The organism is Alteromonas sp. RW2A1, assembly GCF_001886475.1.
Classification (GTDB): domain Bacteria; phylum Pseudomonadota; class Gammaproteobacteria; order Enterobacterales; family Alteromonadaceae; genus Alteromonas; species Alteromonas hispanica.
In genome coordinates, this window is sequence record NZ_CP018031.1 from 37,501 (window position 1) to 63,529 (window position 26,029).

Sequence of the window (26,029 nt, forward strand, 5' to 3'; positions counted from 1 at the left end):
ATCTAAGTACCCTTAGGAAAAGAAATCAATTGAGATTCCCCTAGTAGCGGCGAGCGAACGGGGAGCAGCCCTTAAGCTGTTTAGTGTGTAGTGGAATCCTTTGGGAAGAGGAGCGATACAGGGTGATAGCCCCGTACACGTAGCGTGCTTTACAGTGAAATCGAGTAGGTCGGGACACGTGTTATCTTGACTGAATATGGGGGGACCATCCTCCAAGGCTAAATACTCCTAACTGACCGATAGTGAACCAGTACCGTGAGGGAAAGGCGAAAAGAACCCCTGTGAGGGGAGTGAAATAGAACCTGAAACCGTATACGTACAAGCAGTGGGAGCCCCAAGCAGGGTGCTTAGTGATGGGGTGACTGCGTACCTTTTGTATAATGGGTCAGCGACTTATATTTAGTAGCAAGGTTAAGCGAATAGCGGAGCCGTAGCGAAAGCGAGTGTTAACTGCGCGTTGAGTTGCTAGGTATAGACCCGAAACCCGGTGATCTAGCCATGGGCAGGTTGAAGGTTGAGTAACATCAACTGGAGGACCGAACCGACTGACGTTGAAAAGTCAGCGGATGACTTGTGGCTGGGGGTGAAAGGCCAATCAAACCGGGAGATAGCTGGTTCTCCCCGAAATCTATTTAGGTAGAGCCTCGGACGAATTCCATTGGGGGTAGAGCACTGTTAAGGCTAGGGGGTCATCCCGACTTACCAACCCTTTGCAAACTCCGAATACCAATGAGAACTATCCGGGAGACACACGGCGGGTGCTAACGTCCGTCGTGGAGAGGGAAACAACCCAGACCGCCAGCTAAGGTCCCAAAATATTGCTAAGTGGGAAACGATGTGGGAAGGCATAGACAGCTAGGAGGTTGGCTTAGAAGCAGCCACCCTTTAAAGAAAGCGTAATAGCTCACTAGTCGAGTCGGCCTGCGCGGAAGATGTAACGGGGCTAAGCAATATACCGAAGCTGCGGCAGCACAGTTTACTGTGCTGGGTAGGGGAGCGTTGTGTAAGTGGATGAAGGTGAGTTGTAAAGCTTGCTGGACATATCACAAGTGCGAATGCTGACATGAGTAACGATAATGGGAGTGAAAAACTCCCACGCCGGAAGACCAAGGTTTCCTGTCCCATGCTAATCAGGGCAGGGTAAGTCGGCCCCTAAGGCGAGGCAGAAATGCGTAGTCGATGGGAAACGGATTAATATTTCCGTACTTATATAATCAGTGATGGAGGGACGGAGAAGGCTAGGCAAGCTTGGCGTTGGTTGTCCAAGTGAAAGCGAGTAGGCCGAGAACTTAGGTAAATCCGGGTTCTTAAAGCTGAGACGCGAGACGAGCTCCCAAGGGAGTGAAGTTGTTGATGCCCTGCTTCCAGGAAAAGCTTCTAAACTTATGATTATATGAACCGTACCCCAAACCGACACAGGTGGTCAGGTAGAGAATACTAAGGCGCTTGAGAGAACTCGGGTGAAGGAACTCGGCAAAATTGTACCGTAACTTCGGGAGAAGGTACGCCTCTGTTTGTGAACACTTCGCGTGGTAAGCAAATGGAGGCCGCAGTGACCAGGTGGCTGGGACTGTTTATTAAAAACACAGCACTCTGCAAACTCGTAAGAGGACGTATAGGGTGTGACACCTGCCCGGTGCCGGAAGGTTAATTGATGGGGTTAGCGTAAGCGAAGCTCTTGATCGAAGCCCCGGTAAACGGCGGCCGTAACTATAACGGTCCTAAGGTAGCGAAATTCCTTGTCGGGTAAGTTCCGACCTGCACGAATGGTGTAACCATGGCCACGCTGTCTCCACCCGAGACTCAGTGAAATTGAAATCGCAGTGAAGATGCTGTGTACCCGCACCTAGACGGAAAGACCCCGTGAACCTTTACTACAGCTTGGCACTGAACATTGAACCTACATGTGTAGGATAGGTGGGAGGCTTCGAAGCACAGTCGCTAGATTGTGTGGAGCCGTCCTTGAAATACCACCCTTGTATGTTTGATGTTCTAACATTGGTCCCTTATCGGGATTGTGGACAGTGTCTGGTGGGTAGTTTGACTGGGGCGGTCTCCTCCCAAATAGTAACGGAGGAGCACGAAGGTTAGCTAATCACGGTCGGACATCGTGAGGTTAGTGCAATGGCATAAGCTAGCTTAACTGCGAGACAGACACGTCGAGCAGGTACGAAAGTAGGTCATAGTGATCCGGTGGTTCTGTATGGAAGGGCCATCGCTCAACGGATAAAAGGTACTCCGGGGATAACAGGCTGATACCGCCCAAGAGTTCATATCGACGGCGGTGTTTGGCACCTCGATGTCGGCTCATCACATCCTGGGGCTGAAGTCGGTCCCAAGGGTATGGCTGTTCGCCATTTAAAGTGGTACGCGAGCTGGGTTTAGAACGTCGTGAGACAGTTCGGTCCCTATCTGGTGTGGGCGTTGGATGATTGATGGGAGCTGCTCCTAGTACGAGAGGACCGGAGTGGACGAACCGCTGGTGTTCGGGTTGTCATGCCAATGGCATTGCCCGGTAGCTACGTTCGGAACGGATAACCGCTGAAAGCATCTAAGCGGGAAGCCGGCCCAGAGATGAGTCATCCCTGACCTTTAAGGTCTGGAAGGGTTGTTATAGACGATGACGTTGATAGGCAGGGTGTGGAAGCGTTGTAAGGCGTTAAGCTAACCTGTACTAATTGCCCGAGAGGCTTAACCATACAACAACGCCTAAAAGGCTTCGAAGAGAAGTTGGCGTTGTAAGCAAATGATAAGTAAATCGATAGGATGTGACAAACAACAATATGTACTGTTGGTCCTCCTTGCGCAAAAGTCATGATAAAAAGCAATCATGATTTTGCACGACAAATAGAGTAAAAAGTAGTTACTCACTGATTGAATTAATATTATCTTTCCCAAATTGTTACCAGTTTTTCCTGGCAGCCATAGCGATACGGTACCACCTGACTCCATTCCGAACTCAGAAGTGAAACGTATTAGCGCCGATGGTAGTGTGGGGTTTCCCCATGTGAGAGTAGGACACTGCCAGGTCCTATTAAGAAGAACCCGCCTAACGGCGGGTTTTTTGCTTTATATAGAAGCCGCTACATTTTTATGTATACGGCTTACAGAATTTAGTAAAGTTGATAGTAACCAGCTTTACGCAGTAAACGCTACTGCAAACCAGTTTTTCCTGGCAGCCATAGCGATACGGTACCACCTGACTCCATTCCGAACTCAGAAGTGAAACGTATTAGCGCCGATGGTAGTGTGGGGTTTCCCCATGTGAGAGTAGGACACTGCCAGGTCCCCATTAAAAGAAAACCGCCTAACGGCGGTTTTTTTGCTTCTGGAAGAAACAAAATAATGGGGTCAGAGTCAGAACTCTGCCCCCAGTTAGCTAAAAATGGTATGCGTAAGAGAGGTTAAGAAAGTCCAGACCTGGATTGTCACTGTTTAACCCGCCATTTGAAAAGTGCATGTATCTGATTGCAACATCTTGGCTTTCATCTAGTTCCATGAGAAGCCCTAGCCTGTCTTCAAATTGGTAATTTGACCCAATATCTTTACCAGCGACTTCCTGATCCCCAATATAGCTAGCGCCAATGCCTGCTTCTAGGTAAAGAGGATACTTATCAGCAATGTCCGTTATTTGTTTCATGAAAACTGGGGTAATAGATACTGCATAGCTGGTGCTTCTTGTATTGGTCTCACCGTACTCCCACACTACAGCACTGGCTTCCCAATATAATTTGATGTCGCCAAACCATGATGTGGCGATATCTTGAGTGATAGGGCGATAAGCAAATCTAACACCGTCAATGCCGTCGAAGCCATGCATGTAGTCAGCACTAACTGTTTGTTTTGCACAAAGTGGCGCAGCGTTTAATAGTAGAGTAGAGAAAAGCGAAAAATAGAATAACGGTGAATGACGTTTCATAGGAACTCCTTAATTATAAGAAGTGTAAGCAAGATAGCTTCCAAAATTAAACCCTCATAAAATCAGAGGTTTAGGTCTTTTCGAGTTGGAGTCTAAATATGCAGTGAAGTGTAATTTACTGATCAATATGCAGTTTTTACACGTGGTAACGTGAAGTTTTTGAGTGTAGGTTTTAAAGAGCTAATTGTTGGCAGGAGCCTCTTTTAACCATACCTCATCAGGCGCTAAGCCTTGCTCACGCATCAAAATAGGATATAGCTCGGAGAGGTAAGCGATTTCGTACTTTTCAATAATGCTCGCAATCAGCGTTGGGTTAGTTGCAATAAAAGTATTTAATTCATCAATGACTTTCTTGTTATTAAGAGTGGATAGAGAAAAAGGAACTTCATTATGTGGAAGTGTGAGATCTAAAGTGATGTCATCATATCGAGACAGGCGACTAATAGAGTGGCGAGCCACGTTGTATTCTAAATCTAGCGCATCAACTCTTTCTTGTTGCAGCAAAGCTAACCCTTGTGGAATATCCTGAACAGCGGTTAGTTGCGTATCACCGTTATTAATTCTCTGCTGCCAGTTAACTGGAGTAAACCCAAGGGGCATGGCAAGTTGCTTAATAGAATCTATCCCTTTACCGGCCTTGCCTTTTTTTACCATAGTGCCTGTTACGGTATAAGTTAACGGCAACGAAAAAGTTTTATCGTCGGTGTTGGTTATACTGTTATACCACCTTGGGTTGTCTGGGTAGACAAAATCGATATTGCCTTTGGCTAGTTCCATCTGAAGCCGTCTTATGGGCAAGCTTACATAAATAAATTCATGGTCTGATGCTTCAGAAAAAGCTTCTAAAATTGCCCAGCCAACGCCTTTATCAACATCAGACTCAAAATCATAATGAGGAAAATAAGTTAAGTTTTGTGCTCCAACAATAAAGCGCTCGGCTAGTGCGTAAGATGAGCATAATAAACCGCATATGATAAAAAGGCTTGCTGCTATCCGTTGCTTCATTTAACACTCCAGAATGAAAATACTTGTATGGCACGTCAGCATATCTATAACTAAAATAACCCATCTTAATGAAAATCTCGAGATGGAATAGCGATTGTTTCCAGCCAAGGTGTTCTATCAATAAGCTTACCGGCAATAACATGTATAACGCCCTCTTTAGAATGCTCAACAATACCGTTAACTTGTAGAAGCTTCGCTTTTAAAAACACCTGTTGCTGAGCTCTGGCTGTTGCTTGCCACACTACTACGTTTATATTGCCAGTGTCATCTTCAAGGGTAAGAAAGGTAACACCTGAAGCTGTGCCAGGCGCTTGTCTTCCAGTAACGGCACCAAGAATACTTACTACCGATCTGTTGTGTTTGCCTGCAAGAGCGTTAGCCCAACTGATACGGCTAAGATCTTTCGCCTGCCTCAGTAAGGATATAGGGTGTCTGCTAACCGATAATCCCGTTGAGGCATAGTCTTCAAGTAGGTTCTGCGCTTCTGAGGGAGCATGACCCAGCAGCGGTTTTTCAACTTTGCTGTTATCATAAACGCTATCAATTTCTTGATAACAAGTGTCGCCATCAAAAAGTGGCAGGCTACCTTGGCTGTCCATCATTTGCCAACGAGTTTCGTATCTATTGCCAGATATCAAACGAAACGCATCAGCGCTTGCTAGCGCCTCAAGCTCATTACTGCGTAAGTTTAACTGCCGAACTTGGTTTACCGTGGAAAACCCCTTTTTAGGCCGCTGCTGCACTACGATTTCTGCGCTTTCTTTACTTAATCCTTTAACGAGTATGAGGCCAAGTTGTAACTGCTTTTGGCCGTTTTCTACTACCATAAGATGCTCTACAGCAGAGTTATTAATACAAGGAGGGTAAACGGTAATACCGTGGCGTTTTGCGTCTTGTACTAACTGAGATGGAGTGTAAAACCCCATTGGCCAACTATTGAGAAGTGCAGTATAGAACTCTACTGGGAAATAAAACTTTAACCAACAAGAAACATACGCAAGCACAGCAAATGAAGCTGAGTGAGATTCTGGAAACCCATAACCAGCAAAGCCTTTAATCTGCTCAAAAAGGTTATGTGCAAAGCCGCTATCGTAGCCTTTATCCGTCATACCTTTGATTAATTTATCTCTGAACTCAAAAATACGACCATCTTTTTTCCAGCTTGCCATCGCTCTTCGCAATTGGTCTGCTTCTCCACCGCTAAACCCAGCGGCTACCATAGCAAGCTGAATAACCTGCTCCTGAAAAATAGGAACGCCCATGGTTCGCGATAATACTTTCTCAACGTCCTTTGATGGGTAACTAACAACTTCGTTGCCATGGCGCCTAATGAGGTAAGGGTGCACCATATCGCCTTGAATGGGACCTGGCCTGACAATGGCTATTTGCACAACAAGATCGTAATACTTACGTGGCTTTAGTCGCGGTAGCATCGACATTTGAGCACGAGACTCGATTTGAAATACGCCTACCGTATCGGCTTGGCAAATCATATCAAAAACCTGTTTGTCGTCGCCTAATTTAGTAATAAAAGGAATACTCACTTCCACAGGGAATTGCTTATTAATGAGTTCAAATGTGCGTCGTATCGCGCTGAGCATTCCCAGCGCGAGTACATCTACTTTAAGCAAGCCAAGGGCTTCTATATCGTCCTTGTCCCATTGAATAATTGTTCGCTCTGGCATAGCCGCATTTTCAACGGGAACAAGTTCATAGAGAGGGCCGGCGCTAATAACAAAGCCTCCCACGTGTTGTGATAGGTGCCTAGGTGTACCTAGTAGTTGTTCAGTTAAATTTATAAGAAGGCTAACCCGTTTGTTGCTTGGGTCTAGACCGAGACCGCTGAGTTGCGATTTCCATGGAATAACTCGGTCACGACGATTTATTTGTTTAATAACGAAGTCGAGCTGTGACTCACTAAATCCCAACGCTTTGCCGACATCTTTAAATGCCGACTTAAAGCGATAACAAATAACAGTTGCGGCAATCGCGGTACGTTCTCTACCGTACTTACGAAAGATGTATTGAATGATTTCTTCTCGTCGTTGATGTTCAAAGTCCACGTCAATGTCAGGCGGTTCGTTACGTTCTTTAGAGATAAATCGCTCGAACAAAACGTTAATTTGGCGTGGGTCTACGGCGGTAATTTCAAGGCAATAACACACGACAGAGTTAGCAGCAGAGCCTCGACCTTGATATAAGATACCCTGTTGCTTAGCAAACTGAACAATATCGTAGATAGTTAAGAAAAAGTATTCATACTCTTGCTCTTTAATTAATACCAGCTCTTTTTCTATGATGGCGCTTATTTCAGGAGGTAAACCATCGGGAAAGCGTCGTTTAATGCCTTTTTCAACACACACTCGTAGGTACGATGTTGGCGTGTAACCGGAAGGTACAAGTTCTGCTGGATATTGATAACACAACTCACTGAGGCAAAAACTACATTGCGACGCTAAGTTATTAGTATTAAGGATCCACTTTTCTGGATACAGCTTTTTAATTTTTTGTGTTGTCCGCAAGCTTCGCTCGGCATTACTTAATGCAGCGCGGCCTATATCATCAATGCGAGTATGCACTCGTGTTGCATGTAAAACGTGCTGTGATGGTAAGCACTCACTGTGGTGCATGAGTACACCAGTACAGGCTATAACTGGGAGTTCGTAGGTAGTTTGCAGGTAGTTGTAATTTTCAAATCTGTGGTGATCACTACCATCAAGAAGTCGCTGAGCACCAATATACACATTAATCGCCGACTGTTTAGCCAGCCATATTGCCCAGCGGTCGTCGTATTCTTTTTTCCCTGAAGGAAGCCAAATAAACTGACAGTGCTTTATCGTTCGCAAGTCCCACTCTGCCAGCTGATATTCACCTTTTTCGGAACGCCTACGTGCATTGGTAATTATTCGACATAACTCGCTGTAAGCTTCTTTATTTGGGCATAGCAAGACAAAAGAAAGTGAATCGTCGAATACAAAGTAGCTTCCGATAATTAGTTTAATAGGTAAGCGCTGATGATTTATTTCATCAAATGCGCGTACCACACCTGCCACCGAGCACTCATCAGTAATAGCAATGGCTTGATATCCTAAGAATGAAGCAGTCGTTACTAGCTCTGCAGGAGAAGAGGCCCCAGTGAGAAAGCTGTAGTGACTTTGACAAAAAAGTTCGCTGTAGTTCATAGGTGTATTAGCTAAATAAGCCTTGTGCCCACCACTTGCTTGCTTCATCTTTAAAGATAAGCATGCGTACGCCTTGCCGGGTTTGTGCGATAAAGTAATCGCGTTTATGCGGCGCATCGTGCCACCATTCACTGTGAAGCCTTACAGGGCCAAAACAAACCTGCGTAGACTGAGTAAGTGGTTTAGGTGCCTCGAAAAGAAAAGTAGGAACAATGTCTGATGAAAATACCGTCTCTTTTGTTAAACGAGGCCCGTTAGACATATATTCAAATTGATGCGTGTTTGAAATACTTGGTTTAAACGTGCACTTTTCACCGAGCTTTGCATTTAAACGCCCAATAAGTTGTTTTTGTGCCACATCATTAAAGCGGTTACTAAAGAAGTCCCCATTGTTATCGTCAATGGCTTCAAAGTTATCGCAACGCAGTGTCAGTGATACCGCGGGTTCGGGTAAAACTAGGTTTTCAATACGAAGTTTAAGTAAGGAAAGCCAGCTGTCGCTAGTACTCTGTGGTAGTGCAGACTTTATTTCGAGGTGATTCGACGGCTGATCTCTAAAAGCTATATGAAAACTAAGCGTAGATGTTTGTAAATTTCTAGCGCGTAAATAGTGTGCAAGATACTCCAGCAGCTTTTCCATAAAGGGAATAAGGTGTTGAGTGTTCTCAACATCGAAGGGTAGTAAGGCAAAGTGCTCAAAATGTTCCGCAGGACGAAAGAGTTTTACTCGGGGAAATACTTCTCCGCGTAAGGCGGTGAGATAAGTGATGGTATTGTTATCAAATCGCCTGCCTAACTCATGCACAGGCATAGCAAGTAACTGATGAACGCGGTGAATACCTACTCGGGTGAGCGCTTCTTTTGTTTTTTTATTTAACGCCGTTAAAGACAGCGGGCAGTGCGATAGCGATTGCCTTATATCATCGTGATTATCGTAATATCTATCAATGCCCTTTAAAGCAAGTACTTTAGCTGCCTCAATAGACCAGGCCGTAGCGAAATGGTAATGCACATTTGACTGCGAAAGTTCATGGGTTAGAGTGTTCCACAGTGCTTTGTGTCCACCATAATAATGCACCAAGTTATCAAGGCGAACAGCAAGCGTATTATGAGTATCTAACACAATGTCTGACGCTAAAGGGTACAAGCGGTGTGCTAACTGCGTCAGTGTGAGGTGCTCGTTGTCTACATTGAAAGGAATGATACATACGTGCGGGCACAAAGCTGCTGCCTGAGCTAGCCCGTGACCTATTTCAATACCTTGTTGTAAAGCGGCATGATTGCGTTGAACAACATGATTCGTTTTTTCGCAATAAACAATTACAGGTGAGGAAGGTATTTCTAGGTGAGCGCTATCAACAGGGCTAAGACCGCTCTCTTGGTGCGTATCTAGAGTAATTTGATAAAAATAAAGATATGCCCACAACATAGCTAGCTCACAGAGTGCAGAACGTGACGCTTCACTTTGTTATGTTCTAAAGCCCATTTGATTGCACGGTTATCCACCGTCCACTTGTTATGTATAACAATGTTATTTTTTGGCCAGCCTTGCCGCTGTTTTAACACATTAATTTCAAGGGCGTGCTCGCGGTAATGAAGGCATAAATCTAAGGAAATGGGCAGAGTCTGCGTTACGTCGTTGCTATTTTTATTCGGCGCAGTAAACAGTAAGCAGAGTGCATCATTATGTGTTGCGGCTACTTGCAGACGTCGGGCTTCTTTTGCCGTTACCGCGTTATTCCATACCACAACACAATGACAAGCCGTACTTTTTAAGCATTGTTCTGTAGCCCATAGCGACTCTTTTTCGGTATGCGGCTTAACAATTAATACTTGCTCAGCATTTATTCCAAATGCTTCCAACCACGGAGTTTGGACTCTGCCAGGCGGATTGATAAAAACAATCATCTTGTGGCTGCGGTGCTGACTTAATACTTGTTTAAACAGTGACAGTTCGCCAATACCTGTAAGCGTGCGTATGCGTACAACGCCAGATGGCGATACGCCGCCATTGAGTGCCTGATCGAGTTGATCATAGCCAAGTGAAAAACGTTCTTCACATTGGCTTTGCTCTCTTGCCCTCCATATGTGGGGATGGTTTTCTAATGCAGATACTGACTTATTCATAACACCAACAAAAACTGTATATATGTACAGTATTATAGAGAGAGGTATTGTCTTTTCAAGATAAACCGACGCTTCTGCGCATAACTTCACGCTAACATACTGATTATTTTGAAAAGAGAATGTATTAAATTTCTTTTTGAATTAGGTGTGATAAGCAAAAGGGCAAAACAAAAGGCAAAGCAGAATAAAAAACAAAAAAGCTGCCTAAACAGCAGCTTTCAATGAATAAGAATAGCAAATTACAGTGTTGAGGCAGTTACGATGCTTTCTGAGCTGGAACACTGTTCTCTGAAGCGTCGCCGCTTTTTGTTGTTGTAACAGCCTGACAAAAAGCAATAAAGCTATCCGCCGTATTTTTCGACCACAGCATTCTTAGGTTACTTGGTAACTCTTTTACTACCAACTGTATTCCCTCAAGCGATGGATCTTCGTCGGTTAACACTTTCTTGAGCGATTCTTCTAGCGTGTCACCTTTTTCACAGCAGTTCATTACAATGCTGGCAAAACATGTCATTAAGGGCAATAAGCTATTGTGCTGTTCTTGCGTAATAAGCCGACTTTTATATAGAGACTGCAACCGCTGCGTAAGGTTTTTTTCTAAAGCCTCGGTTACTAAAACTAAGTTTCGATAAGCGTAGTTGGCCTTGCTATTACTTTGCTTATTAGAATGACGAGAAAGCGTTAGTTCTTTTTGCAAGTTCTGTGTGCGAAGCACAAAGAAAATCAAAAGCAGCAGAAGTAAGCCAATAATACTAAAAGCAATAATCATATTTCCTTCGCCTTTTGTTCCTCAATAAACGCATCAATATTCTGTTCCAAAATGAAAAGAGGTACAGAGCCGTTCTCTAAAACAGCACGATGGAATTTTCGTACGTCGAAGTGCTCGCCCAATGCAGACTCTGCTTTTTGTCTTAAGGCTTTTATCTTTATCTCGCCTATTTTGTAAGACAAAGCTTGGGCTGGCCAGGAAATATAGCGGTCTATTTCGGTGTTAACGTTGTGCTCTGACAAAGCAGTATTTTCCATCATGTAATCTACCCCTTTCTGACGACTCCACCCCATGGTGTGCATACCTGTGTCGACAACTAAGCGACAGGCTCTCCACATTTCATAGCTCAAGCGACCAAAGTTATCGTAAGGGTCTTCGTAAATACCTGCTTCTATACCCAGAAACTCAGAATATAAGCCCCAGCCTTCACCAAATGCAGAAATGTATGTGTTACGGCGTACCATAGGAAGGTTTTCAAGCTCTGCTGCCAACGAAATTTGTAAGTGATGACCAGGTACGGCTTCGTGCAGCGTTAATGCAGGTAACGCATATAGTGGACGCTTATCAAGCGCATAAGTATTTACCCAATAATAGCCAGGCTCATCATCTCTGCTAGGATGAATGTATCTGCCGGTGGTGTATTTAGGAGCGATAGCATCTGGAACCGGTGCCACGCCATAAGGTGTTCTAGGCAGATACTCAAATAAAGACGGCAGTTTAGCGTCCATTTTCTTTGCAATGAACGAGGCTTCTTTTAATAACTCTTCTGCGCTGGTGGCGTAAAACTGCGGATCTTCACGTAAAAATGTGATGAATGCGTTTATTGAGCCGTCAAACTCCAAATCATCAACAATCTGCTGCATCTGGGCGCGAATTCTCGCTACCTCAGACAAACCAAGCTCATGGATTTCTTGAGGTGTCATATCGGTTGTTGTGTAGTGTTTCGCTCGGTTGGCATAGTACTCAACCCCGTTAGGCCATTTTTCCGCGGCTATAGTAGTACGTGACCCTGGAATGTATTCGTTAACCATAAAGTCATAAAATGCCTGATAAGCGGGCAGTACAAACTGACGTACTGCCTGCTGTCCTTGTTTTTCTAAAGATGCTTTCTCAGTGTCACTAAAGTAATCGGGGAACTGCATGAACGGAGAGTAGAAGCCACTGTCTTTTACATCATCAACTAAGTATGTCGAGATAGAGTTTTCAAAACCCTCAAGTACAACGCGTGGTTGAGTGTAGCCCTCTGACAGCGCTTGTTCCATATAAGCAATTTGCTGTTCGAAATAAGGCTTTAACCCTTGTAAGCGACTAATGTATGCCTTGTAATCTGTTACTCGCTTAAAAGTCGATAAGTTAGGCAGAGAGGCCATTGCACTATGGAATCCGTACTCTGAATTTATAGGAACAAGGTAATCGCGATACTTGTATTGGTCGATATAATTAGCCAAACGATATTGCTGCATCAGTAAAGCAATATAGGCTTCTTGAGTTAGGTTGTTCTCATTGTAATTAGCTAACTCGCTTTGATAATCCAGCCAATGCTTGTTTTGCTCTTCAAGTCCTTTGATGGATATATCTGGAAGGGCATGAGCAAGCTCAGTATTACCCTGACGAGAGGCAAGGAGTGGAGATACCGACAGTTCGTACTGCCAGATATCATCAAGTAAGGCATACAGGCTTTTGTCATCGTATGTTTTTGCCGAAATACCTAAGCTGAAAATAACAAGTGTCGCGGCTATTAAAAAGCGATACATAAGGGTCTCCGGTAACCTTAACCGGAAACCCCGGCGCGTTACTCTTTAGTTGGTGTATAAATTGGGCTAGGAAAGACAGTTACTTTATCAGATTTATTTTCCAATTGAGTAATTTTGGCCGAACCTTTTTTATTTACGGCGTCAATGCGAAGTACATTGTGCATCGGAATATAAGTTTTTGTTACTCCTGAAAATTCAGATTTTAATTTCTCGTGGCTAGGATCAAGCACAACACTGGTATGCGTATCCCAAACAAAATCACCAATTTCAACAAAGCCGAATAAACTGCCTTGCATAAGGGTTTTTACGTAAAGCTCGTAACGTTCGCCGTTACTAATAAATTGAATGCGGTATAACAACTCTTCGTTAGCCATGTGCTGCTCTTGTCATTTAAAAACCATACTTATCATTACGCCTTGTTTATGAGGCGCAATATTCGAGTATTTGACCACTTATTTATTTTTAAATTTTATAACGACTCTCATATGCGAGCAATGGCAGAAAACCTGTGTTAAACGAAATACGTCGCATAGCATTCCCGCTATAAACTGCGTTAACATATTGCTTACAGCGTTACACTTGAATAAAAGCTTGGTGTAAACAAAACACGGTGGAACAAAATGATAAAAAAACTACTCCTAGGCAGTGTAATGACAGCAATGACTTTTGCTGTGGGTGCACATGGCCATTCGTCTGCAAAGCATGCAGCGACAGAAAATGTATTTAGCCCTGATACTCAGCGCATCAAATCTCATCTCTTTTTCTTAGCCGATGACTTGTTGGAGGGCCGCGATACCGGCTCTCGTGGACACGATATTGCTGCGCTTTATATTGCAACAGAATTTGCAAAGTATGGCTTAACGCCAGCGGGTACCGATGGATTCATCCAAAATGTCTCTTTTCGCAAGGCAAACTTAGTTCAAGAATCTCCTCAGTTTACGTTAACGAAAAACGGTAATACCGTAGATTTTGCTTATCCCAAACAATATCTCGCTGGTCCTAGCTTATTGAGCGAAGAGGCAAAACTAGAGGGTGAAATTGTATTTGTGGGGTATGGCATTATTGCCGACGAACTATCGCACAACGATTATGAAGGCTTAGATGTAGACGGCAAAATAGTGGTTACGTTAGCTGGTAAACCCAGCGACTTTCCATCTGAAGAAGGGGCACACTTTGCTTCAGGTTATCAAAAGCAAAAGTATGCCGTAGATAATGGCGCCATTGGCATGATTACCATTACTACACCTAAAAACGAAAAGGTTCGTCCGTATCAAAGCCGTTTAAGTTACATCCATACACCGCGTATGGCATGGCTGAATGATAACAATGAACCTGCTAACAGCTTTCCTCAGCTTAAAGGCGGCGCCTACATGAGCGAAGGCGCAGCTAGAACGTTATTTGAAGGCGCTGAGCGCAGCTTAGATGAGATATATGCTGATCTTGAAGCGGATAAAGTTCCTAAGGGGTTCGCGTTAGAAGGTGTAGTAGATATCAGCAAAACAAGCACGCATGACACCATCACAAGTCCTAATGTTGTCGGTATGCTCGAAGGTTCAGATCCTGAGTTGAAAAACGAGTACGTAGTGTTTTCTGCTCACTCTGACCATATTGGTTTTGCGAAAACAGTTAAGAAAGACAACATTAATAACGGTGCTATGGATAATGCTTCGGGCACATCTGTAATGCTAGAAACAGCGCGACTGTTCAGTGAAATGGAAGAAAAGCCCAAGCGCTCAATTTTGTTTGTATCTGTTACGGGCGAAGAAAAGGGTCTACTGGGAGCTGATTATTTTGCTCGCAATCCAACAGTTCCGGTAACGTCTATGGTGGCTAACGTAAACCTTGATATGCCTATTTTAACCTATGAGTTTGCAGATGTAATTGCATTTGGTGCTAACCATAGTGATTTACAGAAGTCTGTAGAAAGAGCAGCGGCCAACGCTGATATTGAGTTAAGCCCTGATCCATGGCCAGAACAGGCTTTATTTACTCGTTCAGACCATTATGCATTTGTAAAACAGGGCGTTCCTGCTGTTTTCATGGTACCAGGTCTTAAATCAAAAGATCCAAGCGTAGATGGCAGCAAAGTGTTTGGGCAGTTTTTGTCGACTCACTATCACAAGCCTAGCGATGACATTAACCAGCCATTTAATTGGAAAGCAGCTGAAACCTTTACCAAGGTGAATGCTCAAATAGGTTGGACGTTAGCCAATCAAGAAGCTAAGCCTCAGTGGAATGAAGGTGACTTCTTTGGCGATACGTTTGGTAAGTAAGGTACAGTAACATTAATAAAGCGGCGCGTCATGCGCCGTTTTTTGTTTGCCCAGCGAAGCTGGCAAACCCGTCAGGTTGAAAGAAACCTGAATCACCCTGACTGAGGGGAAGATAATCCGAATGGCAAGGGCGCTGTACTTAGCAAGTGATATGAAGTATGCAGGAGCCGTATACGAGGCCCGTACGTACGGTTCTGTGAGAGGGATGAGGCGCAAGCCTCACCCTACTCGATATTAAGAGTAATGAGTAAGTGCTATTAGGCAATGGTGCATGTTTTGTCTAATCCAGATGTCTATTTTTTATGAAACAAACATTTGCTTGAATGCTGCCCACTGCTCGTTAAACTGCTCGGTAGGTTTACGTGTAAATCCGCTTCTGATAAACAAGTTTATGCGTCCATCAGTATAACAAATGAGCATGTTAGCAATAATGGCTTCATCGGCGGAAAGGGTTTTGCCTTCTCTCAGCTTTCGTTCTCTTAGCACTTGTTTAAGTTGAGTCTCTAGGCGCTCGTATAGTTTTGCTATACGTGCACGCAAGCGCTCTTGCTCACCCATTAACGCATCGCCGTTAAGAATACGCGTAATACCGGGATTTTTTTCTGCAAACCCTAAAATAAGGTGCAAAATCATCTGGCAGCGAGTTAAAGAATCTTTTTCTTCATTCACTATTTTATTTATGCGAGTGAATAAGGTTTCTTCGATGAATTCTATTAACCCCTCAAACATGCGGGCTTTACTTGGAAAGTGACGATAAAGTGCGGCTTCGGAAACCCCTACTTTTTCGGCTAACTTTGCTGTTGTTATGCGCTGTCCTGGATTAGTTTCCAACATTCCAGCAAGTGCTTGCAGAATCTGCGCTCTGCGATTGGTTTTTTTGACTGCAGGCATGACGAAATGACTTCCTCCGCAACCGAGTAAGTTACACTCGGGTTCCTTGTTAAGTTGGCTATTGCCAAAAGTTATTGTTTTTATATTCTTATTATTAAAACTAACGCACTGCTAAAGCTAACGCGTTATGTAAGCCAGTTCATGACTGGCCAAAAGCGAAGCAAACTGCGTGTTGATTTATCTGCATCGCTCTTATCTCTTAGCCTAATTAACACTAAGCAGTATCATTACTGAAGAGTACTACTAAAACGTGTTGCTATCAGCGAAATCAGTTGATGCGCTAACTCACGCTTGCTGGTGGCCGGTAACTTTTTATCACCCCCGTTCCATATCACGTGAAGTGCATTTTTATCACTATTAAAGCCTAGACCATCTGCAGTAATGTTGTTAGCCGCAATCATATCAAGATTTTTCTTTGCTAACTTCGAACGAGCGTAGTTTTCTACATTTTGGCTTTCAGCTGCAAAGCCTACACAGAATGGTCTGTCTTTTCTTTGTGAAATTGTAGCTAGAATATCAGGGTTTTTTATAAAAGTAAGCGTTAACTCATCATCTGATTTTTTGATTTTATTATCAGCCACATTTACCGCTTTATAATCGGCTACTGCTGCGGTACTTATAAAAATATCCGCTTTAGGTGCACTTTGCGTACAGGCGGTCAACATTTCATCTGCTGTGACTACGTCTATACGTTTACAGCCTTTGGGCGTAGCAAGAGAAACTGGGCCTGCTACAAGGGTAACTTCAGCGCCTGCATTAACTGCCGCTTCAGCTACAGCAAACCCCATTTTTCCTGAGCTATGGTTTGATATATAGCGAACAGGGTCGAGAGGTTCTTGGGTGGGACCTGCAGTAATTAACACGTGTTTTCCTGTCAGTACCTCGCCGCAATTGATAGGTACTGAAGATTGTTTGTTATTTATTGTATGGATGTCATATAGGGCTTCACATACTCTATGTGCAATATCTATAGGCTCAACCATTCTACCCGCCCCTAAATCACCACAAGCTTGTTCGCCGCTTGCTGGGCCGATAAATTCAACACCGTAGTTGGTCAATATGTTTACGTTAGCCAAGGTCGCTGGCGCCTTCCACATTTGCTGGTTCATAGCTGGTGCAATAAATACCTTGGCCGTAGTAGCAAGATAAACTGTAGTTAATAAGTCATCGGCCATACCGTAGGCTAATTTCGCTAGCGTATTCGCTGTGGCGGGAGCGATTAAAAGTACGTCTGCCCATTTTGCAAGCTCAATATGGCCCATAGCTGCTTCTGCAGCAGGGTCGAGTAAATGTTGATGTACCGTATTCCCAGACACCGCCTGCAAAGATAGCGGGCTAACAAATTCTGCCGCAGAACTTGTTAATACAACGCGCACATTAGCGCCCAATGCAGTGAGTTTGCGCACAAGATCTGGTGACTTATAGGCTGCGATACCGCCAGTTACGCCAAGTAAAACATTTTTATTTGCAAGGGATAGAGTCATAAGAAGCACAGATAGCAAATGATTGTTAAACAGCATATTAAACTATCACGAAGCTAAAATCTGGGATAGGTAAACAAAAGTTGATATCGGTTAATCGCTGGTTTACCCGCTTTAAGCAAACCCGCCTAGAATACAGTCGTTGAGGTAGTGGTTTTCCGCTATAACATGGCTACAGAATAAACAGAGCAATATAATGACAATAAAAGCATGGCCATCCAGTGAAAGGCCAAGAGAAAAATTACTCTCTTTTGGCGCTCATAGTCTCAGTGATGCTGAGTTAATAGCAATATTATTTGGGAAGGGAACAAGAGGAAAATCTGCCGTTGAACTTGCGCATGATATGCTTAACGAACTCGGTACACTAAGAGAGGTTGTTACTGCATCAGAGGAGCGCTTTACGTCGCTAAAAGGTATTGGCCGCTGCCGTTATGCGCAGTTTCATGCAGCCTTTGAAATTTTTCGTCGCAATTTAGAAATACAGCTTACTCGTCAAGATGCTTTCAACAATGTAGAGGATACCAAGCGATATTTGCAAGCTAAGCTAAGAGATTGCGAGCAAGAAAAGTTTGCGCTGTTAATGCTCAATAGTCAGCATCAGCTTATTGCATTCAGAGTTATGTTTACAGGCACGATAAATAGTGCGGCTGTTTATCCACGGGAATTAATTAAGCAAGTGATGAGAGATAATGCGGCGGCGGTTATTTTGGTTCACAATCATCCTTCTGGCGTGGCAGAGCCTAGCCATGCAGACATTCGTTTAACCAGCGAGATCAAAGCCGCAATGAGCACGATCGATGTGCCTGTGCTAGATCATTTTGTCGTGGGAGACAAAGAAACTATTTCTTTTGCTCAAAGAGGGTTGTTATCATAGCAACCTAGGTCATTTTTTGATTATATTCTAGTCAAAGCGTCAAAAATGATTTAGCATAGGATATTAGTGGGTATTTTTATTAAAGGACTGTTATGAAAAAGTCGATTATTGCATTATTTGCAGCTGCTACTATGGTAGCTGGCGTTAGCGCGCAAGAAGTAGAAGGTGGTTCAGGCGCAGGCGGTGCGGGTGTTGTCACCGGTGGCGTTGTTGCATCGGCTGCTGTTGGTCTTGGTGTTCTTGTTGCTGTTTCAAACAACAACTCTGCAGACGCTCCTACGGTAGTTGATCCGGATCCAGCAACTCCTACTTGTGAAGGTGACGATCCTTTGGTAGATGGCGTATGCGTGGGCACAACTAACACTGTAACGGTAACTACTTCTGGCACAACTACAGCAACTACTACAGTTACTGTTCCTGTGACATTTACTTACGCTCCGACAGTACAGTAAATACAACAGATTTTTTGAAAGCCGCTTTAATTAGCGGCTTTTTTATTAGTAGCAAGAAACTTTTCTACCCTAATTTTCCTCTCGTCGGCGCATTTACATGAAACCATACTTTTCTTTTGCGATCGTTGGAATTCTTATCCTTGCGATCTCTGGTTGTTCAACTACAACACTAGCCTATTACAACACCCTTAAGCTTGCCCTAAAAGATCGCACAGTCAGTTACACGGTCGAAGAAATCACAGCTAGTAAGGCCGATTTAATGCAGATAAAAGCAGGTGATCGTGATACAGCCTCTCTGGCGCTAGCCTATATTGACGGCGATCGTTATCGCTGGGTGTCGGCAGATAAAGTTATTTTTACTATGCATCACGGTGTTATTGTAAAAACAGAAGGCTTGGATAACGATATTTTTTATACCAGTAACCTTCAACATAACCCGCTTGGTGGTGCCGATGTTCTAGCATATAACTGGAAGCGGAAAATTGATGTGTCGGATATAGGTTTCGGTGTTGCTGTAAACTCGGCGTGGCAAATAGAGGGCGAGGTAACTCGTAACTATCTCGAGTATTCAGTCCCCTTAATAAAAGTTGTGGAAACCGTTTCTTTCCCTGACTACACACCCTTTATTGACACAGGGTTATCATGGGAAAATGTTTATTACCTACATAAAACAACAAAAGAGCTTTTCGCGTCAACGCAAAAGTTCAGTCCTACTGGTGATACATACGAAATGGTGTATTTGAGCCGCATAGTGCGCGAAATGAATAAGCAAGGAGTGCGAGGACAGTGAGAACGCTAATTCATACTCTGCTAATAGCAGCTTTTCTTTTTACCGATATCGCGGCAGCTCAGCGCGACCTCGTTACTGTTATGATAAATAAGCAGACATATCAATTTGATAGAGCCATAAGACTGTCAAGCGCATTATCTATTGTTGCAGACAGCGGTCAGTGGTATTGGCCTACCGCTGCAGCATTCGACTTATCTAACGATTCTGCGGAACACGATAAAGAAGTTGTGTTATCTAATATTAGGGAGTTACTCAGTAATTTTGATTCTAATAGCGATACACATAAAGCGCTAAGCAGCCTTTATCAACAGGTGGCGGCATGGACGGTTTCTACCCGTTTAAAAATGCCAATATCTTATAATAGAGCGCGACTTTTTTATGAAGAAAATCCAATGTTTCAGCCTGGCAAATACTGGATAAGACTCGATGGACGGCCTAATGTTATTCATTTTTCTGGCGCTGTCGCTAAACCCGGTGCATATCAACATCAAAGTGACACCTCGGTTTATACGGCATCTCATAACGTAGCTAAACTCAGAGATGCTGATAAAAGCCATGTTTACGTTATTCTTCCCTCAGGAGAGATAGAGCGTAAGGGCGTGGCGCTCTGGAATTTAGACTTTTCTCAGTTAATGCCGGGCAGTCAGGTTTATGTACCTATCTCATCTGAGTTATTCAGCAACGAAATTAGTCTTCTTAATGAGCGCGTTGCCGCTTTAGCAGTAAATAGGATCCTTCCTCAATGAGTGCGTATTTTCCTTCAAAAAAAACAACATTAGCGCTGGTTGTGGGCAGTGTATTATCGTCTGTTTCTCATGCAGACACGCAAATAAAAGTAACGCCTTCGCAAATGGTGCAAGGGGGTAACGGGCTTATTCAAACGCCTACTGCTCGCATGCGAGAGCAAGGCGGTATGGCAATTAATTATACTGATAATGGCGAATATCGCTTCTGGTCTGTAAATATCCAGCTGTATGATTGGATGGAAGCAACCGCGCGTTACACCGACGTACGTACACAGTTCTATAGTCAAGTGGAGTCTTTTAGCGGAGATCAAACGCTCAAAGACAAAGGTTTAGATGTAAAATTCAGACTTTGGAAAGAGAGCTATTATCTCCCTGATATCAGTGTTGGATTTAGAGACTTCGGTGGCACGGGTTTTTTCGAAAGTGAATATATCAATGCGAGCAAATCTGTAGGACCGTTTGATTTCCACTTGGGCTTAGGCTGGGGATATTTAGGAACTGCTGATGATATCACCAACCCTTTTTGTGAGCTAAGAGAGAGCTTTTGCGAACGTCCAGGTGGCTTTTCGGGGCGAGGGGGCAAAGTTGATTATGACCAGTTTTTCAAGGGCACTGCGTCATTTTTTGGTGGTGTAGAATACCAAACCCCATGGGAGCCGCTCACATTAAAACTTGAATTTGAGGGTAATGATTATTCTCGAGATAGAGCGGGTGAATTAGAGCAAGACTCACGCTGGAATATTGGTGCGGTTTATCGCTATAAAGACCTTGATTTAAGTCTAAACTATCAGCGAGGCAATACAATTGGCTTTGGGGTTACTTACCGCTTCAATATGAACACGGTATCACAGTTGAAATTCGATGAAGAGCCTCGGTCTTTAATGACTAGGCGCCCCCCTAAAAAGATAGAAGACGTCAATAAGTCAGCTTTGTATAACGATATGTTTCGCAGTGCTGGTTTTGTGCTGTCGGATGCTGAGTTAGAAGAAAACAAGGCTACATTCTACGGTACACAAGTTAGTTATCGTGACCAAGATGAAGCAATAGAGCGAATTGGCCGTGTTGCCGCTTCTGAGTTACCGGATTCAGTAGAGACATACCACATTGTAGACAACCGTGGTGGCCAGCCAATGGTAGATACACAAGTAGACGCGGAGGCATTTATTGCCGCCGCGCGATATGAATCTGTCGACGCTGACATAAAGCAAACTTATGTAAGAACGGAACCGTCACAAGAAGTCTTAGATGCTTACGATCCAGAGAACACGAAAGGGATGTTTTATAGCGCAGATTTCTTTTTCACTCAGTCTATTGGGAACCCTGAAGACTTTTTCTTGTACCAAACAGGGTTCTTACTAGGGGGAGGTTATGCCTTCGATGAGAAGTTCTCAGTAAGGGGCAGCGCTCGCGTAACATTATTAGATAACTTTGATAAATTTAATTACCTAGTTGATAACGAAGAAGTATCTCTTCCAAGAGTAAGAACGCGGGTAAGAGAGTACGTGTCTGACAATAATATTTGGTTAGACACTGCAATATTGCATTATAAAGACAGACTGGCAGAAAATGTGTTTGGCCAAGTTTACGCCGGTTATTTAGAAACTATGTTTGCAGGCGTGGGCGGTGAGGTAATGTATCGTCCTGTCGATAGTAACCTAGCCTACGGTGTCGATATTAACTATGTAAAACAGCGTGATCCGTTTAGACAGTTAGCAACGGAAGATTATGAAGCCATTACCGGCCATGCCAGCGTTTATTGGAAACCAGAGTTTCTAGATGACACGCAAATCACGGTGAGTGCAGGGCAGTTTTTGGCAAAAGACAGAGGCGTTAACATTGATTACGCGAAGCGGTTTGACAGTGGCATTATTGTCGGAGCTTTTGCGGCCTTTACCAATGTATCATCTGAAGAATATGGTGAGGGTAGTTTCACTAAAGGCTTTTATATCTCTATACCCACTGATTTATTCTTACTCCAACCGTCTAAGGGGCGTGGATTCTTCCCATGGGTTCCAATCTCCAGAGATGGTGGACAGATGCTTCAGCGTCCTGCTCGCTTAATTAATCAAACTGAAATAAGGTCTCCGTTCTACGATTAGGACGTCTTTGCAGTCAGTAACTTTTTACGTGTCGCTTAAATTTTGTAATTTGAAGCTTCACGTAATAATGGTTTTGAATTTTTTGCAAAAGCTGTAACCAAAGCCTTCTAATTGGTCGGCGATGTTGCTTGTTTGTTCCATCGCCTATCGTACTCTCATAATGTAAATCTTGTGAGACTGGATAGGGTAACAGCGACATTACTTCAACCCCCCGTTCCCAAAAATACTGTATATCAGTGTCACATGGACGACCAAAGGTTTGTGTTGTATCAAGTAAACGCTGTGCGGCTTCTTTCGTTATTGCTGTGGCAGCGCCTCCACTCATGGGCTTATTATGAATGACTAGCTTAAACTCATTGTCGATTTCATATGAGAATGCAATAGGGCGAGTACGATTATTATAAGCTGCTAACTTAATAACATCCCAAGGCACGTCAAGCCCTTTAATGGTTTCAATTGCACGCTTCAAATCTGAATTTAGTACAAAGTCGTCTTCTAGCACGATCCCGAAAGGCTCATTAGACGAAGCAATGCGTTCCCATGCTTTTCTGTGGCTCAGGTAGCAGCCAATTTGAGCATCTGAAAGGTTATAGTAATACTGTTTCTCATTTAGACCTTTGCTGTAATGCGCGAATTTCTCTTTTTCCAAAAGAGATTTTCCCAATATGGCATTTAGTCTCTCGAACTCGATATTTTGTGCCGAGAGTCGAGATGCACTTTGGGAGAGTCTCTGCGTGCTTTTTTCAAGATTGATTAAATAGATTTTTGTCATAATATCGCGCGCTACTGACTTTCTTTAATAACTTCGATTATTTCAGTAGTAGAAACTGACGGCGTTCTAGGAAGGTAAACTACTTCACAAACATCACTAAATTCATCAAATTTACCTTCCCACTCGTTGCCCATCACTAATACGTCTGCCTTATGTTGAAGAATATAATCTCGCTTTTTCTCAAGCGACTCTTCCATAAATACGTCATCAACAAAGCGAACATCGAAGGGATATTCAGACACACTGTAATAGCAGGCTTTAGGCCCAATTCCATGCTGCATAAGCGCCAATTTAGCATGAAGTGTAGACTTATCTGCCGCTGAAAAAGGCGGTACGTTGCCAAATATTATCCAATCTACTCTTTTTGTCTGATAAAACGACAGTGTGGTGCATTCATCAGGAATAAAATGGTACTGAAGACCATCAGCATCTAACTTTTGTGTTTTTACTTCGTCGTAGCCCGGTTCTGGATGTAAAACAAACTCTACCTCTACACCCGATTCTTTGAGTGCATTTGCGACAGGAAAATACTGAGGGAGGTAATAAAGATGCTGAACATCAAAAATGATGGACTTTGTCATGTGATACGTGACCTATTTTTCGCATAGTTGCTTTTTATTTTAGTGACGCGCTTGAGCACCCGTGGTATGTTTGCGCCCACTTTATTTGTGGCTTTCTAATGAGCCTATTGTTCACCGTAAGATACCACAAAAATAATCGGGTGTGGGTTGCGGTTATTAATTAAAGTACAGTAATTAGTAGTAGATATACCAAGATCGTGGAAAAAACAGCTAAAAAGTGACCTTTTTTTACTTTCTTATTGAAATGATCCTGCCTTTGCTGTATAAAATGCGCCCTCTAATTTATAGTAATACGTCATTTGACCCAACGACTGTTTGAGCGGTGGGATTGACTGGCGCGACAGTTATCGTTGTTCTGGAGACAAATACAATGTCAAGAGTATGTCAAGTAACAGGTAAGCGTCCAACGGTTGGTAATAACCGTTCACACGCAAGAAATGCGACCCGTCGTCGCTTTTTGCCAAACCTTCAAACACACCGTTTTTGGGTTGAGAGCGAAAGCCGTTTTGTTAAACTACGTTTGTCTGCTAAAGGCATGCGTATCATCGATAAGAAAGGTATCGACTCAGTATTAGCTGATGTTCGTGCCCGTGGTGAGAAAATCTAAGGAAGCCGACAATGCGCGATAAAATTAAACTAGTTTCTTCAGCAGGTACAGGTTTCTTCTACACCACTGATAAGAACAAACGTAACATGCCAGGCAAAATGGAGATCAAAAAGTTTGATCCTGTTGTGCGTAAGCACGTTATGTTCAAAGAGGCAAAAATCAAGTAAAGCCCTTTTAGAAAGAGCACTTGCTTTTGTCTCCACGAAAACCCGGCCTTTGCCGGGTTTTTTGCGTTTTGAAATACTCAGATCATCCAGCGATCTTTGTGAAGACACAAATTTAAGTATCTATTTGAACATCGTCTGCTTTGTTCTATCCACGCCTTTTAGTTTTTAATTATAGTAGTGATAGGGGATTGAATTGGTATCTCTAACGTTCAACCTTTATGATATGAGCACTTTTATGATAGCAGGTCGATATAGTGGCAAGACTTTCACAACGTGCAATGAACAATGTGGTCATCGTCGCCATGTTGATCATGATTGCTTTGTTTAATATAGACAGTTTTCTTCCTAAGAAGAAAGCGTCCGAGTTTCGCAGTTTATTGCCGCAAAACGCCTATCTGTTAAAGATAGAGCATGATGGGAGCCAGCTAATACGACAGGGGCAGCAGTGGCTTCAGCGTACCGTTGAGCACACGCCGTCAATAAGCCCAGAAGTGCAACTGCTAGGTTGGCAGAATGGCATATTACAACGTGCTCCGTCGGTGGCAAATGAGGTAGCTGGAGAAGAGCCTCTAGTTGTTGTTGTTTGGCTGGCCGGTGAAGAAAATGGCCGCGTTTACGGCTTTTATCCACGCTCTTCATCTACTCTCGTCGAAGTCGATAATGCCTGGTATACATTACAAGATGTTAGTTTAGATACACTACTGCCATGGAAAAAGTAAATGCCTGAGTTACCGGAAGTTGAAGTTAGCCGTTTAGGTGTATCACCGCATCTCATCAACAATACAATCGACAATATTATTGTTCGAGAACGGCGCATGCGATGGCCTATACCTGACGACGTCTCGTTAGTGGTAGGGCATAAAATCAATGATGTTAAACGAAGAGCCAAGTATCTGCTAATTGAAACCGATGTGGGCAGCTTGGTACTGCATCTGGGCATGTCTGGCAAGCTAAGGGTTATTGACGCGTCTACTCCGCTGATAAAACACGATCATGTCGATATTGTATTAAACACAGGCCTATGTTTACGTTTAAATGACCCTAGGCGCTTTGGCGCAGTGTTATTCCAAGCCCCCAATGCAGCATTGACGCTTTTTAATAACTTAGGCCCAGAGCCGCTTACTGAGGCGTTTGACGATAATCGTCTCTTTGCATTGTCGCGAGGTAAAAAAAGCCCGGTAAAAAGCTTTATTATGGATAACGCCGTAGTGGTAGGTGTGGGGAATATTTATGCCAACGAGGCTTTGTTTTTAGCCGGTATCGACCCTCGAAGACAGGCAGGGCGAATTAGCGCTGAGCGATATAAGCGCTTAACTGAAAACATTAAGCTCGTGCTTGCAAAGGCAATCACGCAAGGTGGAACCACACTTAAAGACTTTGCTCAGACCGATGGTAACCCGGGTTACTTTGCTCAGCACCTTAACGTTTATGGTAAAAAAGGTGAAAACTGTGAAGTGTGTGGAAACATGATCCAAAGCAAAGTGATTGGGCAGCGAAACACTTTTTTCTGTCTTCATTGTCAGCGCTAACTTATAAAGCT

Annotated in this window: 21 protein-coding genes, 3 rRNA genes and 1 pseudogene (1 of these 25 cut by a window edge); 13 read left to right on the forward strand and 12 right to left on the reverse strand. The window is 43.5% G+C overall.

Annotation, left to right across the window (positions count from 1 at the left end; genetic code table 11):
- From BM528_RS00180 to rrf (BM528_RS00190), 3 genes are all read left to right on the forward strand, one after another.
- A 23S ribosomal RNA gene (locus BM528_RS00180) occupies positions 1 to 2,699 on the forward strand (it extends 194 nt beyond the left edge of the window).
- A gap of 215 nt (positions 2,700 to 2,914) precedes the next feature.
- Positions 2,915 to 3,030: ribosomal RNA gene (rrf, locus tag BM528_RS00185) — 5S ribosomal RNA — on the forward strand.
- A 141-nt stretch (positions 3,031 to 3,171) separates the two neighbouring features.
- Positions 3,172 to 3,287: ribosomal RNA gene (gene rrf / locus BM528_RS00190) — 5S ribosomal RNA — on the forward strand.
- A gap of 92 nt (positions 3,288 to 3,379) precedes the next feature.
- Here rrf (BM528_RS00190) and BM528_RS00195 read toward each other — a convergent pair.
- From BM528_RS00195 to BM528_RS00230, 8 genes are all read right to left on the reverse strand, one after another.
- Entirely contained in the window at positions 3,380 to 3,919 is a 540-nt protein-coding gene (locus BM528_RS00195) for an acyloxyacyl hydrolase (protein ID WP_071978161.1), read from the reverse strand.
- Positions 3,920 to 4,099: 180 nt separating this feature from the next.
- A complete protein-coding gene (locus BM528_RS00200) occupies positions 4,100 to 4,924 on the reverse strand; it encodes a transporter substrate-binding domain-containing protein (RefSeq protein ID WP_232230530.1) in 825 nt (274 codons plus the stop codon).
- Between the two features lie 65 nt (positions 4,925 to 4,989).
- Positions 4,990 to 8,106, reverse strand: coding sequence for an error-prone DNA polymerase (locus BM528_RS00205; protein WP_071981072.1), 3,117 nt, complete (start codon positions 8,104 to 8,106; stop codon positions 4,990 to 4,992).
- Between the two features lie 7 nt (positions 8,107 to 8,113).
- Positions 8,114 to 9,535 carry a Y-family DNA polymerase gene (locus BM528_RS00210; RefSeq protein ID WP_071978162.1) on the reverse strand — a complete coding sequence of 474 codons (1,422 nt, stop codon included), beginning with the start codon at positions 9,533 to 9,535 and terminating at the stop codon, positions 8,114 to 8,116.
- 2 nt (positions 9,536 to 9,537) lie between these two features.
- Positions 9,538 to 10,233: a translesion DNA synthesis-associated protein ImuA gene (gene imuA / locus BM528_RS00215; RefSeq protein ID WP_071978163.1), complete on the reverse strand. Its 696-nt coding sequence runs from the start codon at positions 10,231 to 10,233 to the stop codon at positions 9,538 to 9,540.
- Positions 10,234 to 10,489: 256 nt separating this feature from the next.
- A complete protein-coding gene (locus BM528_RS00220; RefSeq protein ID WP_071978164.1) occupies positions 10,490 to 11,002 on the reverse strand; it encodes a hypothetical protein in 513 nt (170 codons plus the stop codon).
- The gene (locus BM528_RS00225; RefSeq protein WP_071978165.1) at positions 10,999 to 12,756 is read right to left on the reverse strand and encodes a DUF885 domain-containing protein; all 1,758 of its coding nucleotides are present in this window, start codon (positions 12,754 to 12,756) and stop codon (positions 10,999 to 11,001) included. Before BM528_RS00225 ends, BM528_RS00220 begins: the two co-directional genes overlap by 4 nt.
- Before the next feature lie 38 nt (positions 12,757 to 12,794).
- Complete coding sequence (locus BM528_RS00230; protein WP_071978166.1) at positions 12,795 to 13,130, reverse strand: DUF1820 family protein; 336 nt, start codon at positions 13,128 to 13,130, stop codon at positions 12,795 to 12,797.
- A 246-nt stretch (positions 13,131 to 13,376) separates the two neighbouring features.
- Here BM528_RS00230 and BM528_RS00235 point away from each other — a divergent pair, with 246 nt between their 5' ends.
- Positions 13,377 to 15,029 carry a M28 family metallopeptidase gene (locus BM528_RS00235; protein ID WP_071978167.1) on the forward strand — a complete coding sequence of 551 codons (1,653 nt, stop codon included), beginning with the start codon at positions 13,377 to 13,379 and terminating at the stop codon, positions 15,027 to 15,029.
- A gap of 300 nt (positions 15,030 to 15,329) precedes the next feature.
- On the opposite strand, the gene slmA is transcribed toward BM528_RS00235, so the two are convergent.
- Both slmA and coaBC read right to left on the reverse strand, forming a co-directional pair.
- On the reverse strand, positions 15,330 to 15,920 hold the full coding sequence (gene slmA, locus BM528_RS00240) for a nucleoid occlusion factor SlmA (RefSeq protein WP_071978168.1): 591 nt from the start codon (positions 15,918 to 15,920) through the stop codon (positions 15,330 to 15,332).
- A gap of 227 nt (positions 15,921 to 16,147) precedes the next feature.
- On the reverse strand, positions 16,148 to 17,440 hold the full coding sequence (gene coaBC / locus BM528_RS00250; protein WP_232230531.1) for a bifunctional phosphopantothenoylcysteine decarboxylase/phosphopantothenate--cysteine ligase CoaBC: 1,293 nt from the start codon (positions 17,438 to 17,440) through the stop codon (positions 16,148 to 16,150).
- A 157-nt stretch (positions 17,441 to 17,597) separates the two neighbouring features.
- Here coaBC and radC point away from each other — a divergent pair, with 157 nt between their 5' ends.
- The 5 genes from radC (at position 17,598) to BM528_RS00275 (ending at position 22,362) form a co-directional block, all read left to right on the forward strand.
- Positions 17,598 to 18,275: a RadC family protein gene (gene radC, locus BM528_RS00255; protein WP_071978170.1), complete on the forward strand. Its 678-nt coding sequence runs from the start codon at positions 17,598 to 17,600 to the stop codon at positions 18,273 to 18,275.
- Positions 18,276 to 18,367: 92 nt separating this feature from the next.
- Positions 18,368 to 18,727, forward strand: coding sequence for a hypothetical protein (locus tag BM528_RS00260; protein WP_071978171.1), 360 nt, complete (start codon positions 18,368 to 18,370; stop codon positions 18,725 to 18,727).
- Positions 18,728 to 18,824: 97 nt separating this feature from the next.
- Positions 18,825 to 19,517: a YjbF family lipoprotein gene (locus BM528_RS00265; RefSeq protein WP_071978172.1), complete on the forward strand. Its 693-nt coding sequence runs from the start codon at positions 18,825 to 18,827 to the stop codon at positions 19,515 to 19,517.
- Entirely contained in the window at positions 19,514 to 20,263 is a 750-nt protein-coding gene (locus BM528_RS00270) for a capsule biosynthesis GfcC family protein (RefSeq protein WP_232230532.1), read from the forward strand. Before BM528_RS00265 ends, BM528_RS00270 begins: the two co-directional genes overlap by 4 nt.
- Positions 20,260 to 22,362, forward strand: a complete 2,103-nt coding sequence (locus BM528_RS00275) for a YjbH domain-containing protein (RefSeq protein ID WP_071978173.1) — start codon at positions 20,260 to 20,262, stop codon at positions 22,360 to 22,362. The genes BM528_RS00270 and BM528_RS00275 overlap by 4 nt, the downstream gene beginning before the upstream one ends.
- Positions 22,363 to 22,375: 13 nt before the next feature.
- Here the strand turns inward: BM528_RS00275 and BM528_RS00280 are convergent, their stop codons facing one another.
- Both BM528_RS00280 and BM528_RS00285 read right to left on the reverse strand, forming a co-directional pair.
- Positions 22,376 to 23,134 (reverse strand): glycosyltransferase family 25 protein, encoded by a 759-nt coding sequence (locus BM528_RS00280; RefSeq protein WP_071978174.1) that lies wholly within the window; start codon positions 23,132 to 23,134, stop codon positions 22,376 to 22,378.
- 11 nt (positions 23,135 to 23,145) lie between these two features.
- Positions 23,146 to 23,355, reverse strand: a pseudogene (locus BM528_RS00285) (glycerol-3-phosphate cytidylyltransferase); the annotation flags it as partial.
- Positions 23,356 to 24,085: 730 nt separating this feature from the next.
- Between BM528_RS00285 and rpmB the strand changes: the two are divergent.
- The 4 genes from rpmB (at position 24,086) to mutM (ending at position 26,018) form a co-directional block, all read left to right on the forward strand.
- Positions 24,086 to 24,322 carry a 50S ribosomal protein L28 gene (gene rpmB, locus BM528_RS00290; protein WP_032094753.1) on the forward strand — a complete coding sequence of 79 codons (237 nt, stop codon included), beginning with the start codon at positions 24,086 to 24,088 and terminating at the stop codon, positions 24,320 to 24,322.
- 11 nt (positions 24,323 to 24,333) lie between these two features.
- Complete coding sequence (gene rpmG, locus BM528_RS00295; protein WP_013786148.1) at positions 24,334 to 24,489, forward strand: 50S ribosomal protein L33; 156 nt, start codon at positions 24,334 to 24,336, stop codon at positions 24,487 to 24,489.
- 254 nt (positions 24,490 to 24,743) lie between these two features.
- On the forward strand, positions 24,744 to 25,208 hold the full coding sequence (locus tag BM528_RS00300; RefSeq protein ID WP_071978175.1) for a hypothetical protein: 465 nt from the start codon (positions 24,744 to 24,746) through the stop codon (positions 25,206 to 25,208).
- Complete coding sequence (mutM, locus tag BM528_RS00305; protein WP_071978176.1) at positions 25,209 to 26,018, forward strand: bifunctional DNA-formamidopyrimidine glycosylase/DNA-(apurinic or apyrimidinic site) lyase; 810 nt, start codon at positions 25,209 to 25,211, stop codon at positions 26,016 to 26,018. It begins immediately after the preceding gene.
- Positions 26,019 to 26,029: the final 11 nt, after the last annotated feature.

Coding starts and splice junctions, on each gene's coding strand:
- BM528_RS00195 (WP_071978161.1), bottom strand. CDS start 3,919: ATGAAACGTCATTCACCGTTATTCTATTTTTCGCTTTTCTCTACTCTA.
- BM528_RS00265 (WP_071978172.1), top strand. CDS start 18,825: ATGAAACCATACTTTTCTTTTGCGATCGTTGGAATTCTTATCCTTGCG.
- BM528_RS00230 (WP_071978166.1), bottom strand. CDS start 13,130: ATGGCTAACGAAGAGTTGTTATACCGCATTCAATTTATTAGTAACGGC.
- mutM (WP_071978176.1), top strand. CDS start 25,209: ATGCCTGAGTTACCGGAAGTTGAAGTTAGCCGTTTAGGTGTATCACCG.
- BM528_RS00235 (WP_071978167.1), top strand. CDS start 13,377: ATGATAAAAAAACTACTCCTAGGCAGTGTAATGACAGCAATGACTTTT.
- BM528_RS00275 (WP_071978173.1), top strand. CDS start 20,260: ATGAGTGCGTATTTTCCTTCAAAAAAAACAACATTAGCGCTGGTTGTG.
- imuA (WP_071978163.1), bottom strand. CDS start 10,233: ATGAATAAGTCAGTATCTGCATTAGAAAACCATCCCCACATATGGAGG.
- BM528_RS00205 (WP_071981072.1), bottom strand. CDS start 8,106: ATGAACTACAGCGAACTTTTTTGTCAAAGTCACTACAGCTTTCTCACT.
- rpmB (WP_032094753.1), top strand. CDS start 24,086: ATGTCAAGAGTATGTCAAGTAACAGGTAAGCGTCCAACGGTTGGTAAT.
- BM528_RS00210 (WP_071978162.1), bottom strand. CDS start 9,535: ATGTTGTGGGCATATCTTTATTTTTATCAAATTACTCTAGATACGCAC.
- BM528_RS00260 (WP_071978171.1), top strand. CDS start 18,368: ATGAAAAAGTCGATTATTGCATTATTTGCAGCTGCTACTATGGTAGCT.
- rpmG (WP_013786148.1), top strand. CDS start 24,334: ATGCGCGATAAAATTAAACTAGTTTCTTCAGCAGGTACAGGTTTCTTC.
- slmA (WP_071978168.1), bottom strand. CDS start 15,920: ATGCCTGCAGTCAAAAAAACCAATCGCAGAGCGCAGATTCTGCAAGCA.
- BM528_RS00200 (WP_232230530.1), bottom strand. CDS start 4,924: ATGAAGCAACGGATAGCAGCAAGCCTTTTTATCATATGCGGTTTATTA.
- BM528_RS00220 (WP_071978164.1), bottom strand. CDS start 11,002: ATGATTATTGCTTTTAGTATTATTGGCTTACTTCTGCTGCTTTTGATT.
- BM528_RS00225 (WP_071978165.1), bottom strand. CDS start 12,756: ATGTATCGCTTTTTAATAGCCGCGACACTTGTTATTTTCAGCTTAGGT.
- radC (WP_071978170.1), top strand. CDS start 17,598: ATGACAATAAAAGCATGGCCATCCAGTGAAAGGCCAAGAGAAAAATTA.
- coaBC (WP_232230531.1), bottom strand. CDS start 17,440: ATGCTGTTTAACAATCATTTGCTATCTGTGCTTCTTATGACTCTATCC.
- BM528_RS00280 (WP_071978174.1), bottom strand. CDS start 23,134: ATGACAAAAATCTATTTAATCAATCTTGAAAAAAGCACGCAGAGACTC.